14 protein-coding genes and 1 tRNA gene are annotated in these 13,690 nt (G+C 68.2%); 9 read left to right on the top strand and 6 right to left on the bottom strand.

Annotated elements, in window-relative coordinates; translation table 11 throughout:
* Positions 1-7: 7 nt before the first annotated feature.
* Positions 8-613, bottom strand: coding sequence for a DnaJ family domain-containing protein (locus ET475_RS10170; RefSeq protein WP_129389466.1), 606 nt, complete (start codon positions 611-613; stop codon positions 8-10).
* Positions 614-745: 132 nt separating this feature from the next.
* Between ET475_RS10170 and ET475_RS10175 the strand changes: the two genes are divergently transcribed.
* A complete protein-coding gene (locus ET475_RS10175) occupies positions 746-1,696 on the top strand; it encodes an aldose 1-epimerase family protein (RefSeq protein ID WP_129389469.1) in 951 nt (316 codons plus the stop codon).
* Between the two features lie 68 nt (positions 1,697-1,764).
* Here the strand turns inward: ET475_RS10175 and ET475_RS10180 are convergent, their stop codons facing one another.
* From ET475_RS10180 to ET475_RS10190, 3 genes are read right to left on the bottom strand one after another with little or no spacing between them, the layout of a single operon-like run.
* On the bottom strand, positions 1,765-3,702 hold the full coding sequence (locus tag ET475_RS10180) for a carbohydrate-binding domain-containing protein (RefSeq protein ID WP_129389471.1): 1,938 nt from the start codon (positions 3,700-3,702) through the stop codon (positions 1,765-1,767).
* Positions 3,699-4,517 carry a polyphosphate polymerase domain-containing protein gene (locus ET475_RS10185; protein WP_129389473.1) on the bottom strand — a complete coding sequence of 273 codons (819 nt, stop codon included), beginning with the start codon at positions 4,515-4,517 and terminating at the stop codon, positions 3,699-3,701. Before ET475_RS10185 ends, ET475_RS10180 begins: the two co-directional genes overlap by 4 nt.
* Positions 4,514-5,122: a DUF4956 domain-containing protein gene (locus ET475_RS10190; RefSeq protein WP_129389475.1), complete on the bottom strand. Its 609-nt coding sequence runs from the start codon at positions 5,120-5,122 to the stop codon at positions 4,514-4,516. Before ET475_RS10190 ends, ET475_RS10185 begins: the two co-directional genes overlap by 4 nt.
* Before the next feature lie 147 nt (positions 5,123-5,269).
* Between ET475_RS10190 and ET475_RS10195 the strand changes: the two genes are divergently transcribed.
* The 4 genes from ET475_RS10195 to ET475_RS10210 all read left to right on the top strand — a co-directional run bounded on the left by ET475_RS10195 (position 5,270) and on the right by ET475_RS10210 (position 9,001).
* Complete coding sequence (locus tag ET475_RS10195; protein ID WP_242497596.1) at positions 5,270-5,956, top strand: asparagine synthase; 687 nt, start codon at positions 5,270-5,272, stop codon at positions 5,954-5,956.
* Positions 5,957-6,576: 620 nt separating this feature from the next.
* Positions 6,577-6,649 (top strand) — tRNA-Arg (locus ET475_RS10200).
* A 293-nt stretch (positions 6,650-6,942) separates the two neighbouring features.
* The gene (locus tag ET475_RS10205) at positions 6,943-8,337 is read left to right on the top strand and encodes a sensor histidine kinase (protein WP_129389477.1); all 1,395 of its coding nucleotides are present in this window, start codon (positions 6,943-6,945) and stop codon (positions 8,335-8,337) included.
* Positions 8,338-8,353: 16 nt separating this feature from the next.
* Positions 8,354-9,001, top strand: a complete 648-nt coding sequence (locus tag ET475_RS10210; protein WP_129389479.1) for a response regulator transcription factor — start codon at positions 8,354-8,356, stop codon at positions 8,999-9,001.
* A gap of 3 nt (positions 9,002-9,004) precedes the next feature.
* Here ET475_RS10210 and ET475_RS10215 read toward each other — a convergent pair whose 3' ends face one another.
* Positions 9,005-9,763, bottom strand: a complete 759-nt coding sequence (locus ET475_RS10215; protein ID WP_129389482.1) for a GntR family transcriptional regulator — start codon at positions 9,761-9,763, stop codon at positions 9,005-9,007.
* Between the two features lie 271 nt (positions 9,764-10,034).
* Between ET475_RS10215 and ehuB the strand changes: the two genes are divergently transcribed.
* The 4 genes from ehuB to ehuA are packed head-to-tail and all read left to right on the top strand — an operon-like array spanning position 10,035 to position 13,191.
* Positions 10,035-10,961 (top strand): ectoine/hydroxyectoine ABC transporter substrate-binding protein EhuB, encoded by a 927-nt coding sequence (gene ehuB, locus ET475_RS10220; protein WP_242497597.1) that lies wholly within the window; start codon positions 10,035-10,037, stop codon positions 10,959-10,961.
* 4 nt (positions 10,962-10,965) lie between these two features.
* Complete coding sequence (gene ehuC / locus ET475_RS10225) at positions 10,966-11,727, top strand: ectoine/hydroxyectoine ABC transporter permease subunit EhuC (RefSeq protein ID WP_340638580.1); 762 nt, start codon at positions 10,966-10,968, stop codon at positions 11,725-11,727.
* A complete protein-coding gene (gene ehuD / locus ET475_RS10230; RefSeq protein WP_129389485.1) occupies positions 11,727-12,383 on the top strand; it encodes an ectoine/hydroxyectoine ABC transporter permease subunit EhuD in 657 nt (218 codons plus the stop codon). The genes ehuC and ehuD overlap by 1 nt, the downstream gene beginning before the upstream one ends.
* Complete coding sequence (ehuA, locus tag ET475_RS10235; protein WP_129389488.1) at positions 12,367-13,191, top strand: ectoine/hydroxyectoine ABC transporter ATP-binding protein EhuA; 825 nt, start codon at positions 12,367-12,369, stop codon at positions 13,189-13,191. The genes ehuD and ehuA overlap by 17 nt, the downstream gene beginning before the upstream one ends.
* Here the strand turns inward: ehuA and ET475_RS10240 are convergent, their stop codons facing one another.
* Positions 13,192-13,644: a MarR family winged helix-turn-helix transcriptional regulator gene (locus ET475_RS10240; RefSeq protein WP_129389491.1), complete on the bottom strand. Its 453-nt coding sequence runs from the start codon at positions 13,642-13,644 to the stop codon at positions 13,192-13,194.
* Between the last annotated feature and the right edge of the window lie 46 nt (positions 13,645-13,690).

Below are 13,690 nucleotides of genomic sequence, written 5' to 3' on the forward strand. Positions count from 1 at the left end.
CGCGTACTCAGTCGGTCTGGTTCTCGCGCGTGCGGTTGCGACGCCGTGCGAAACGCCGCCGAGGGTGAGGGGATGCCTCGGCTTCTTCCTGCACGGAGGCCTGTGCGCGTTCGCGCTGCGCCCGCCGCGCTCGCCATGCGGCCACTTCGGCCTCGACATCCCGTGTCGGGGTCACCACCGGCGGCCCGCCTTGCAGCTGGCGGCGCGCCTCGATCACGCGACGGTTGAAGTCTTCGAGGTGCTCGCGCACGTCGGCCTCGCGCGGCATCCCGTCCAACGTCTCGTTCAGACGCTGGTTCTCCACGCGCAGTGTGAGCGCCGGCGGTCCGAGCCCACTGAGCTGCTCGGTCTGGATCTTGCGGCGGATCCACCAGTCCGGATCATGGTGGTCGCCCAGCCCCTGCAGCGGCTTTCCCGCCCCGGGCAGGTCGTCGAACTCGCCGCGCCGGATCGCCTGCTGCAGCGACGTCTCCACGTACGCCCAGCGTTCGGTCTCGGTCATCGGGCGGGGAGTGGATGCCGCGGCCGGCTCTTCGCCGTAGAACTCGGGGTGTTCGCGCCGCTCTCGCTCCTGACGGTAACGCGCGGCCTCTTCGCGGGGATCGTCTGCCATGATGCACCTCCGTGCGTTCGAGCCTACGCCGTGAGACCGACACCGGCCGGCGAGGCCCGCTGAGGGTGTGACCGTTCCCATCCGGGTAGAATCGCCCGTTGACCCCCGACATCGCATCCAGGAAGTCTTTTCATGGCACGCACACCCCTGTCCGGAACCCAGCACGCGCTGCGCGCGGGAGACTACGAGGCGGTCATCGCCGGCGTCGGCGCATCGCTGCGCAGCCTCACCTACCGGGGCCGCGATCTGGTCGTCCCGTTCGACGCCGACGAGGTGCGTCCGGGCCACCGCGGCGCGACGCTGGCACCCTGGCCGAACCGCATCGTCGATGGCCGCTACACCTTCGGCGGTGTACCGCAACAGGTGGCGCTGACCGAACCGGCCCGCGGGCACGCCTTGCACGGACTGGCTTCGTGGGTCGAGTTCGTCCCCGTCGACAAGAAGCCCAGCCATCTCAGTCTCGAGGCCGTCGTTGAGGCACAGAAGGGGTACCCGTGGCGCGTTCTCGTGCGTACGACCTACACGCTCACCTCGCTCGGCCTGACCCAGTCGGTGACCGCCGTCAATGAGTCAGAGCAGCCCGCCCCGTGGGGCACCTCGGCGCACCCCTACCTCGTGGCGGGCGAAGGCCATGTCGACGACTGGAGCTTCGAGCTGCCCGCCGCGCAGGTGCTGCAGGTCACGCCCGATCGACTCATCCCGACCGAGCTGACCGGCGTCGACGCCGATCCCGCCCGTTTCGACTTCCGCACCGCGCGCCCGATCGGCAGCGCAGAGATCGACCACGCGTTCACCGCGCTCGCCGGTGACGCCGACGGCGTCGTGACGGCACGGCTGACGGATACCTCAGGCTCAGGTGTCGAGATGGTGTGGGATGCCGCGTGCCCGTGGGTGCAGGTCTTCACCTCCGACCAGCCCGGCGGCGAGGCCGACCCGGCGCACCGCGCGGGCGTCGCGCTCGAGCCGATGACGTGCGCACCCGATGCCTTCAACGCCGAGCGCTATCCGTACGACACCGGCCTGATCACGCTGGAACCGGGCGAATCGGCCACCGCGCACTGGCGTATCGGCGCTATCGACTGATCGTGAGTGCCGGAGCCCCGGCACTCACGAGCAACCGCAGGCGCCGGTATACCGGCGCCTGCGGCGTCTCAACTGCCGGAGTCCGAGCTCGACGACCCCTGGTCACCGGGCTGCGCGGGCCCACCCGACGGCATGTCGGTGGGAGCACCGTCCGGCGGCTGGGGCATGTCGGTGGGCGCGCCATCGGGCCGCTCGGGCATATCGGTGGGCCGCTCACCGCCCTGACCGCCAGGGCCGCCCTGCCCGCCGCCGAAGCCGCCTCCGCCTCCGCCGGGGCCGCCCATCTCCGACGATGTCTGCTCACCGGCCGTGGCCGTCGCCACCGTCGTCGCGCCCGCCGTTCCCGCCTCGGCGAGCGGACCTGCCACCGTCGCGCCGGCAGTGCCGCCCGAGACCAGGGTGTACTCGTCGCCGTTGCTGAGCTCGGGCGCGGAGTAGACCACGTTCGAGGCATTCTTGGCGAGGGTGACCGAGGCCAGCGCCTTCTTGTCTGCGTCGAGCACTGTCAGCACCGTTCCGGCATCGGCGGCCGCGTCGAGCGTGAACTCGACCGTCGCCTGCTTCGAGTCGGCCGACGGAGCCACCGCCATGCCGCTCGGACCGGCCGCCAGCAGCACGCCGCCCGAGATCGTCATGCCCTTGTCGGCATCCAACGCCCCGTTGCCGTCGCGGGTCGGACCGCTGACCACGACGGTGCCGCCCGACTGCGTGATAGTGCCGGCGTTGACATCGAGGCCATCGCCTTCGGCGTCGACCAGCACCGTGCCGCCCGAGATCGTCAACGTCTGCGCGCCGGTGCCCTCATCGGGCTCCGACACGTTGATGCCGTCATCTGAGGTGGTGATATCGACAGTGCCGTCGGCGATGTCGATGGCCGCCGACTCGAGGCCTTCGTTGGCCTTGGTCACCGTGACCGATCCGGCCGACACCGCCAGGGCTTGATCGGCGTGCGTGCCGTCGTCGCCGGTTGAAAGCGTCACATCGGCGCCGTTGTAATGCGCGTACTGGTCGGTGTTCACGGCGTCGTCGGCGGCGTCGACCGTGATGGTCCCGCCCTCGAACACCGCTATCACCCCGGCCGACACGCCCTTGGCACCCTGGTCGGGGTCTTCTGCCGATCCGCCGCCGGCCACGATGGCGAGTGTGCCACCCGTGGTGACCACGTCGGTTGCGGCATCCACCCCCTCGTCACCACTGGTGACGGTGACAGTGCCATCCGCGATATCGACGTAGCCGCGCTCGGCCTGCTCGTCGTTGTCGGACTTCAGTCCGTCGCCGCCGGCGTCGACGGTGATGGTGCCGCCGCGGATGACGAGATAGTCCTTGCCGCGGATGCCGTCGTCGACGGCGGTCACATCGATGGTGCCCGACTGGATGACCAGCCCGTCGCTGCTGGCGATAGCATCGTTGCCGCGCCCGTCGACGGTGAGCGTGCCGGTGCCGGTGATGGTCAGATCGGCCTTGCTGTACAGGGCCGCGTTCGCGTCGGCGTCGTCCGCATACGAGGTGGCATCGCGCAGGGCGTTCGTGGTGCCGTCGGCGAGGATCACGACCGCCTCATCGGCGGCCTCGATGTCGATGGCCGGTCCGTCGGCGTTGGTGATGGTGACGCCGTTCAGGACGAGGGTCACCGCGCCGTCGGCGGCACTGTCGACGACCACGTGCCCGGTCGAGTCTCCCGAGAGCACATAGGTGCCGGGCGCGCTGATCGTGACGACGCCGTCCTTCACCGCGACGCCCTCGGTGGCGGAGGCCGTCGCCGACGTGCCGTCGAGCGTGATGGTCACTGCGTCGTCGGCCGACCAGTCGGCGTCGTCGGCGGAGTCGTGGGTCTCTTGATTGGCGCCGAGCACCTGCGCCGCCGTCTGTCGCGCCGGCGACGCGCTGGCCGCGGCAGCTGACTCATCACCTGAGGCCGCGCCGCTGCATCCTGCGAGCACGAGAGAAAGCGCCAGGGCGGGTGCTGCCAGCAGCCAGAGCCGGTGGGGAGGGCGTTGCGAAGTCATGAGGAGGTCCTTTCGTCGGTGAAGCGCTCGGCGCCCGCGAAGTGCCGGGTGAGTGTGCGGCGCCATTTGTTGCTGGGAAGAGTGGGATACAGCGCGGCCATTCCCGTGCCGTACTTGGAGATCGAGGCGGGGCGGTGACCGGCACGCCACAGCGCACGGTCCATCGCCCCGGCGCGGCGGCCCGACTTGGTCTCGACGATCACGCGATCGTCAAGGCGAAGGATGCCGCGGCCCGGTGCACGCCACTCGAGGTCGATGTCGATCGTCGTGCGCGAGTTCTCGGCGGGCACGTTGCTCGGCAGCAGCAGCGTGATGCGGCGGTATGAAGAGTCCATCGTCGGGCGCAGGCGGTGGGCGAGGTGCTCGGCGGCCGGAATGTCGGCGGCGGCCAGCAGCCCGGCCGCGTGTTCTCTGGCGGCGGCGTCGAGCTCGCCGCGGGCCACGGGCACGCGCTGCTTGACCGTTGCCGATCTGCCGCTCTTGGTCTTGACCTCGAGAAACGAGTCGCCGGAGTCGACGTAGGTGCGGGCACGCACCTTGAACCGGCGGCGACGTCCGCGCGCGGTGCGCAGATAGCTGTCGAGTTCGGGCGTGTCGAAATAGCGTGAGGCGTAGGTCAGCGTCGAGGTGCCGTCGATGTGCAGCATGCGGGTGGAACCGGGAAGGCAGCGGACGATCCGCGGCAGCTCGGCGGCCGGAATGATGTATTTGCGGTCGACCCGGGTCTGCAACGCCGCCAGGGCGTTCAGCTCGGTTAGGTCGATGGGCGAGAAGTGTGTGAGTTCGACGGCCGGCACCGTCTCGAGGGTGCTCATCGTCCGGCAGCGATCTGTGCAAGTTGATGGGAGTCGGGGGATGCGGCATCCGCTCGCCCGCTCTTGTTCAGGGCATAGCGCACGTCGACGACGGTGGTGTCTGAGACGAGGTTGACTTCTCGGACGGTGACGACGTGGATGCGGCCGCCCAGGGTCTCTTCGATCGCGGCGCGCAGCGCGGTCTCGTCGGTGTAGGCCCGATCGAGGATGAGGCGCTGGTCGCGGTAGCGGCGGAAGAGCGCCGGGCTGTCGATGAGGGCGAGGGCCACCAGGATGAGGGCCATCAGCACGACGCCGATCCAGGTGACTCCGCCCGACAGGCCGGTGATCAGGCCGAGCGCCAGCGCGGCGAAGTAGTAGGCGATCTCGCTCTGTTCGATCTCGCTCGAGCGCAGGCGGATGATCGAGAGCACGCCGAAGAGGCCGAGACCGAGCCCCGCTCCGACCGTCGTCGAGCCCAGAACGATCGAGACGGCGAGCACTCCGACGTTGATGCCCACGAAGGCGACGGCGAGGTCGCGTCGGCGATGCCGGGGGAAGTACACCGCGAACGCGAGCAACGCGATAGCGACGAGATCGAGGCCGACGGCGGCAAGCTGTTCCATGAATCCTCCAGAAGTGGTCAGATTCCATTCAGCACGGGGAATATTTGCGATTCCTATGACCGTCGTTTGCTGGACCGGCGAATCTGGAAGCGGGGGCTTCCGGCTACCCTTGACTCAGGAGAAGCCGGCCGTTCGCAGGGAGAATCCGTGGCAGAGGCGAAGCGCGACGACGCGAGCCGTCGCGCGGGCTCGTGGCGCCGGCCCAAGGGTATGAAGCTCGCCGACATGGTGGCCGATGGACTGTATGTCGCCTCGGCGGCCACTCGGCTGGCGCTGAAGAACCGGATCCTCGTCGAGGTGATAGCCCGGGGTGAAGACTTCGACCCGCAGCGGCTGGTGCCCGAAGCGCGCGAGACGCTGCTCACCCTCGCCGCCGAAGCCGATCAGGATGCCCAGCGCATCGAGAGCGCGCGCCTGCGTGCGCGCCGCCGGCACAACGACTCATATGGCACGCACGACTATCGCAGCCGTGACGTGCGCAATCTGCGCAAACGCCAGCGGCAGTCCGAGCAGGTCGCCGCCGGCCTGCGGGCCCGCGCCGACGACGAGACGGAGCTGCGCAAGCTCGTCGAAGACGCGCGCGAAGCCGCGTGGTCCGAGGTCGAGCGCAACATCGACTCCACGCTGCGCATCGAGGCGGCTCGGCCCGACCTCGAGCCCGACTATGGCAAGCTGCGCGAGGCGCGGATGCAGTCGCTGCGCCTAATCGATCTGCCGCGTCTGGCCGCGCACCGGCGGCGCAACGCACAGGGTGCTGCCGGCACGCTCGACGACGAGAAGACGGCGGATGCCCCGGCGAAGGCCGCCGGCGTCGATCTGTCCGAGCTCGAATAGGCGCGCCGGCGCGCCGCGCGCCGCGCCCCGCGTGCGTCGCGCCGCGCCCCGCGTGCGTCGCGCCCCGCTGCCCCGCGCTGCCCTGCCCCGCGGCGCGTGCGTCGCGCCGCGCTGCCCCGCCCCGCGCTGCCCTGCCCCGCGGCGCGTGCGTCGCGCCCCGCGGCCGTGTGGCGCCCGTGCGCCGCGTGGCGCACATTCCCCGCAAACCCCATTTCGCCGAGACAAGGGATTCCCGTCGAAACCGGGGGCGACGCCCCATGTTTCGGCGCGATTCCCTTGTCTCGAGGCGCTTGGACGCGCTCCGGAGGGGTTCGCCGCGCGTCGCGCCGCGCGGCCCGCGCTGCCCCGAGCCGCGTCCGTCGCGCCGCCCAGCGTGCCCCGCGCCCCGCTGCCCCACCCCGCCCCGCCCCGCGTGCGTCGCGCCCCGCCGCCCTACGCCATTTCGCCGAGACAAGGGATTCCCGTTGAAACCGGGGGCGGCGCCCCATATTTCGGTGCGAATCCCTTGTCTCGCTGCGCCGCGTCTCGCCGCGCCTCGCCGCGCCGCGCCGCGCTCCGCGGCGATTAGCGCTCCGATCAATCCTCGGATAACATGGTCTCTTGTGCGCAGCAGCGCACGGGCGCCTGTAGCTCAATGGATAGAGCATCTGACTACGGATCAGAAGGTTGGGAGTTCGAGTCTCTTCAGGCGCACACTGTGTTGAGACAGTAGCGAAGCCCCGGTCGAATCGGCCGGGGCTTTTGCGTTGCGCGGCATCCCACCCTCGCATGAGCGGGCGCCCCGACGCGACGGCGCGCGACATGTCGCGAGCATGCCACGGGGCGCGACACGTCGCCAACATTCCACGGGCCGCGACATGTCGGCGAACATTCCACGCGCCGCGCCAGGCCGTCAACCTCGTTCGGGCGATGCGGGGGTATTCCCCACCCCGAGTCCGTCGGTGCACCGGATACCCCGGCTCGTGACGTGGCGACAGGCTGGAAATATGACACTCAGCGACACCGCACCCGCTCGCTCTGCCACGCTGGAACGCGTGCGTGATTCCTCCCGCGGTACCAGATACGGCCGACTCTGGCGCCGCGTACCGGCAGAGTTGGGCTTTCTGCTGCTCGGCCTGCCGATCGCCGTGGCGGGCTTCGGCGCGACCCTCGCCCTGTTCGTGGCCGGAATCGGCACACTCGTGACCTTCTTCATCGGGCTTTTCGTGCTGACCGCTGCGCTGTATGTCTCGCGGGCGTTCGGCACGAGCGAGCTCGTGCGATTGCAGTGGGCGGGCCAACCGGCCATCACGAGACCGGAGTGGACGCCGGCTCGTCCCGGGTTCTTCGGTGGGGTGCGCTCCTCTCTGACCAACGGACACGCGTGGCTTTATCTGCTGCACACTGTGCTCGTGAACTTCGTCGTGTCGATGATCACGTGGGTGATCTCGGTCGTGTGGGTCGCTGTGGGCCTGGGCGGTGTGACGTACTGGTTCTGGTCGCGATTCCTGCCCGACCGCACCGACGACTCCTGGTACTTTTCGCAGTCGGTGCTGTGGCTGTTCGGCAGAGAATCGGATGCCGCGGGCTACATCGCGCTGGACCCGCTGTTCTACCTCGCGGCCGGCCTCATCATGCTGGCGACGCTGCCGCTCATCACGCGTGGACTGACGCTGGCGCATCAGGGCATCGCAGCGGCGATGCTGGGCGCCTTCGCCTCGGATGCGCTGCGCCGGCAGGTGTCAGACCTCAACGAGTCCCGCGGCGCGGCCATCGCAGCTGAGGGGCACGCGCTGCGCCGGCTGGAACGGGACATCCACGACGGTCCGCAGCAGCACCTGGTGCGGATGCAGATGGACCTCGCCTCGGCCGACCGCCAGCTCGCCAACGACCCGGAGAAGACCCGCACCCTCATCGCCGAAGCCATGCAACAGTCCCGCGACGCCCTCGACGAGCTGAGAGCGCTGTCACGTGGTTTCGCTCCGCCGATCCTGATGGACCGCGGACTTGTCGCGGCGCTGGAATCGGCGGCCGATCGCTGTGTGGTGCGCACCCGTGTCGTGGCCGAACTCCCGCCGAGCATCGCCCTGCCGCAGGAGATCGAGAGAAACGCCTATTTCGTCGCGAGCGAAGCGCTGACGAACGCGGCCAAGCACTCCGGTGCGAGTGAGATCGAGGTACGTGTTGCGGTGTCTCCGCGACCCGGTGGTGACGGCTCCTGGCTCGATGTGACGGTGACCGACGACGGGCGGGGAGGTGCCACCCTGCGCGCCGGCCACGGCCTCGTCGGGCTCGACGAGCGCGTGCGTGGAGCGGGAGGCATGCTGGCGGTGGACAGCCCGCGCGGCGGCCCGACCATGGTCAGCGCTCGCCTGCCCTTGTCGAGCGTTCCCGTTCCCTGACCCTAGTCTGGAGGGCATGGATGCCCTTCGCGCCGTGGTGGCCGATGACTCGCTGCTGCTGCGCGAAGGGCTGGTGCGCGTGCTCGCCGAGGCAGGGGTCGACGTGGTCGGGGCCTACCCCGATGCCGATCAGCTTCTGGCCGACCTCGTCGACCTCTCACCCGACATCGCCGTGCTCGACGTGCGGATGCCGCCGACTTTCCGTGACGAGGGAGTGCGCGCCGCCATCCGAGCGCGCGAACTGCTGCCGCAGGTCGGGATTCTGCTGCTCTCGCAATACGTCGAGGTCGCCTATGCGCAGGAGCTTCTCTCCTCTGGCGGCGGGGGCATCGGCTACCTGCTCAAGGATCGGGTGGCTTCCTTGCAAGAGCTCACCGACGCCATCGAACGCATTGCGTCCGGTGGCACCGTGCTCGACCCCGAAGTGATCTCGCAGTTGATCCGCCGACGGCGCGATCCGCTCGAAACGCTGACGCCCCGCGAACGCGAGGTGTTGACGCTTATCGCGCAGGGACGCACGAACGGCGCCATCGCATCCGAATTGGTCATCGGGCTCGGGGCGGTCGAGAAGAACGTGACGTCGATCTTCGCAAAGCTGAACCTCGCCGACAGCGGCACCGACCATCGCCGGGTGCTGGCCGTTCTCGCCTGGCTGCAGCGCTGAGGCCTACTCCGGTGCGCCGGCCACGTCGAGGGGCTGCAGGACAGGTGGCACCGTGATCGCCTCGGTGATGGTCTGCACCTTTTCGGGCTCGAGATCACCCGACAACCGGGCGACGGCCTCGTCGAACTGCTGCTGCAAAGCGGCGATCGCCGTGTCGACGTCGCCCGCGCGCAGCGCCTTCAGCAGCGCGCGGTAAGTGGGCGAGACATCCCGGCGCACGATGTACTCGTCGCTGGTTGAGAAGCTCGCGATCCGGGTCTCGATGGCCAGGGTCGCCATATAGCGCGAGAGCCGACGGTTGCCGGATGCCTCGACCAGGGCGCGATGGAACGCGAGATCCGCGTCGCCGATGGCCCGGGCATCTTGCCCCTCGCTGAGTTTTTCGAGTTCGTCGAGCGCCTGCGCGACCTGATCGAGCGCAGCCTTGTCGCGCACGATGATGCGTACGGCCTCGAACTCGACGGCACCGCGCGCGTCGTACAGATCCTGCAGGTGCTCGGTGCCGATCACGCTCACGCGCAGCCCGCGGCCGGGCGTGGCGGTGAGCAGCCCCTCCTGCACCAGGCGCTGAGCCGCCTCGCGCAACGGGCTGCGGCTGACTCCGAGTTGGGTCGCGATCTCGACCTCGCCGATCGGGCCACCCACCGGAAGCGCGCCCGAGAAGATCGCGTTGCGCAGCTCGATCGAGATCAGATCGACCGTCGAAGGCCGGGCGACGCGGAAGACGGATGCTGCTCCGAAAGGGGTCTTCGCAGTGGCCATGGGATTCCTTCCAAGTGTCCGGCGTCGATCGGCCCGTAGACCGCGGCACGCCCTCACGTCAACCGTAGTGATCGCAGCCGCCTTACCGCGCTTCACAACACCACGATAACAATCTCTGTATACAAGCAGACAATCAGACCGCCAGATTGCATAAATGTCGACAGAGCGTCATAAGGTAGGGGACGCCCAACAGAGATTTCGGGTCGGGTTGCCAGGCTCGCCGACGCGTCGGCCGGGTGATTCGCCCCCGCACACGACCGAAAGAGGACAGATGATGACCACGCGACGTTCCCATACCCCCGTTCGCATCGGGGCGGCCGTCGTCTCAGCCTTCGCACTGGCAGCCCTCACCGCCTGCAGCGGCGGCAGCGGCGGCACCGGTGGCTCCGACGACGGAAAGAGCACTCTCGATCAGCTCAAAGAGAAGGGGTCGATCACGGTCGCCGTCGCCGACGAGCGTCCGTACTCCTGGAAGGAAGACGGCGAGGGCAAGGGCGCGACGATCGCCATCGATCGCGAGATCTTCAAGGCGATGGGCATCGACGAGGTCAAGGTCGTCGAGGTCGACTGGAACTCGCTGATCCCCGGCCTGAACGCGGGCCGCTTCGATGCGGTCAGCGCCGGCATGTCGATCCTGCCCGACCGCTGCGCGCAGGCGGCATTCTCCGACCCCGAGATCATGTACACCACCGGGCTGATGGTCGCCAAGGGCAACCCGCTCGGGCTGCAGACCCTCGATGACGTGAAGAAGGCGCAGGATGCCGGTGAAGACGTCAAACTCGCGGTGCTCAACGGCGGCATCGAGGCGGGGTACGCCGACAGCCTCGGCCTGAAGGTGTCGCAGTCGGTCAAAGATGCCCAGAGCGGTATGGACGTCGTGGCCAACGGTCGCGCCGACGTGTTCGCGATGACGGCGATCTCGCTGAACTACATGGCCCAGAACAGCGGCAACGACAAGGTCGAGACCACCGACGCGTTCGTGCAGGAGCTCGACGGCGTTGCGCAGATCGGTGCCGGCAGTGAGGTGTTCCGCAAGGGCGACACCGAACTGCTCAAGGCCTACAACGAGCAGCTCGACAAGATCACCAGCGACGAAGACAGCTACCTGGGCCTCGTGGGTGACTACGGGTTCACCAAGGAGAACATGCCGCCGGCCGACCTGACCACCGAACAGCTCTGCAAGGGCGATTTGGGCTGAGCTCTTGTCCGCTGACCTTCTGGACGCACTGCAGGGCGCCCTGCCGATGCTCGGCTCGGCGGTCCTCGTGACCGTCGAGCTGACCATCGCCGGCGCTCTGCTGGCCGTGGTCATCGCGATAGCGCTGGGGCTCATGGCCCGACTGCACAACATCGTGCTGCGCGGCATCTCGCGGGTGATCATCGAGTTCTTCCGCGGCACCTCGCTCGTGGTGCAGCTGTTCTGGCTGTTCTTCGTGCTGCCGATCTTCGGCGTGGAGTGGCCGCCGATGCTCGTGGGCATTCTCGCGCTCGGGCTGAACTTCGGCGCCTACGGTGCTGAGGTCGTGCGGGGGTCGATCAACTCGGTTCCTGAGGGGCAGTGGGAGGCCACCACCGCGCTGAGCATGTCACCGGCACAGCGGATGTGGCGGGTCATCTTTCCGCAGGCGTGGGCGTTGATGATCCCGTCGCTGACCAACCTGCTCATCCAGCTGCTGAAGGCCACCGCGATCGTGAGCTTCATCACCCTGGCCGACCTCACGCACTGGATCGACAAGCTGCGTGTGGGCACCGGCAACACGTTCTTCGCGTACGGCATCGGGCTCGTGCTGTATTTCGTGGTCGCGTATGCGCTCACCCTCGTGATGAATGCGCTCGAGGTGCACGCCAAGCACAAGATCGGCCGCGGCCAGTCGCTGCGCGAGGCCCTGAGCTTTCGCACCCGGCCGCCGGTCGACCCGGTCGCCGCGAGTGTCGCCGATCTGGATGGGGAGCGTACCCACTGATGGACCAGCCGATCTGGGACTGGAACATGGCGTGGCAGGTGCTGCCCGACCTGCTTCTCGCGTTCGTGAAGGTGACCCTCGTGGTCACGGTGCTGGGCACGATCATCGCCGCGGTGCTCGGACTTGTCATCGCCATCGTGCGGCGATCGGCGCCGCAGCCGATCAGCGGGATCGTCGGCTTCATCGTCAACTTCATCCGGATGACCCCCATCGTCGTCCAGCTGATGTTCGCGTACTTCGCCTTCACGTCGATCGACGCCATGACCATCGGCATCGTGATCTTCGGCATCCACTACTCCACCTACATGTCCGAGGTCTATCGTGCCGGCATCGAGGCGGTGCCGGTCGGGCAGTGGGAGGCCAGCACCGCGCTGTCGATGTCGCGCACGCGCACCTGGGTGGCCGTGATCATCCCACAGGCTCTGCGGGCCACGATCCCGGCCCTGGGCAACTACGCCATCTCCATGTTCAAGGACACGCCGTTCCTGGTCGCCATCGGGGTCGTCGAACTGGTGCAGGCCGGCCTCGAGTTCGGCGGTAATCACTTCACGTACATCGAGGCGATCACGATGTGCGGTGTCATCTTCCTCATCGCGAGCTATCCCACCTCACTGCTGGTGGGCCGATTGGAGAAACGCCTTGCTTTCACACACTGACACCGCGCCCGAGCCGGCCGCGACCGGCGGGCCGGCGGCATCCCCCGTCATCCGCTTCGATAACGTCCAGAAGCGCTTCGGAGACAACATCGTGCTCAACGACCTGTCGTTCGAGGTGGCAAAGGGCGAGCGCGTGACCCTGATCGGGCCCAGCGGGTCGGGCAAGACCACGATCCTGCGGCTGGTGATGACCCTCGAAGAGGCCACCGGCGGGTACATCTTCATCGATGGCGAGCCGCTGACCCACGAGGCGCGAGAGGGCAAGCGGGTCGAGCTGAAAGAGAAGCACAAGAACGAGGTGCGCAAGCGCATCGGCATGGTCTTCCAGCAGTTCAACCTCTTCCCGAACATGACGGTGATGGAGAACATCATCGAGGCTCCGGTACACGTGCTCAAGACGCCGAAGGATGCCGCGAAGCGGCGTGCCCTCGAGTTGCTCGATCAGGTGGGCCTTGCCGATAAGGCGGATGCCCATCCGACCCAGCTCTCCGGCGGCCAGCAGCAGCGCGTGGCCATCGCCCGCGCGCTGGCGATGGACCCCGAGATCTTGCTGCTCGACGAGGTGACCAGCGCGCTGGATCCCGAGATCGTCGGCGAGGTGCTGGGGATTCTGCGCACGATAGCGGCGACCACCGACATCACGATGCTCATCGTCACGCACGAGATGCAGTTCGCGCGGGATGTCTCCAATCGGGTGCTCATGTTCGACGGCGGCAAGATCGTCGAAGAGGCCTCGCCCGAGGTCATGTTCACCGACCCGAAGCAGCAGCGCACCCAGGAGTTCCTCTCGGCCGTGCTGCGCGGCTGATCAGCCGGCGTGGTCGCCGAGTCGGATCGTCTCGGCGCGCAGCACCTCGATCATGCGCTCGAGATATTCGGTGATCGCCGCCTGCTCGGCGGCCGAATAGTCGGCGATCACGGCCCCGAGCGCGCCGCCGAGGCGGCCGAACTCGGCGGCGAGCGGGGAGTCGTTCTGCGGCACCGCGCGAATCACGGCACGCCGCCGGTCGACGGCATCCGTCTCACGCACGATGTGGCCGCCCGCGCTCAAGCGTGCGATGACACTCGTCACTCCCGCAGCGGTCAGCCCGGTCTCGCGGGCCAACTCTGAAGCGGTGAACGGGCCTTCGCTCTCGATGAGCTGCAGCGTCTTCAGGTCTGCCGCCGACAGACCCACCCGTTCGGCAAGGGCTTGGTGAAAGAGCACCACGGCGCCGCTGAGGCGTCGGCCGAGACCGGCGCCGGACGGGGGAGTTGACATGCACCCTCCAATTGCTTAGATTGAGCGTAGTAATTGATACGCTCAA

This window comes from Microbacterium protaetiae, assembly GCF_004135285.1.
GTDB classification, from domain to species: domain Bacteria; phylum Actinomycetota; class Actinomycetes; order Actinomycetales; family Microbacteriaceae; genus Microbacterium; species Microbacterium protaetiae.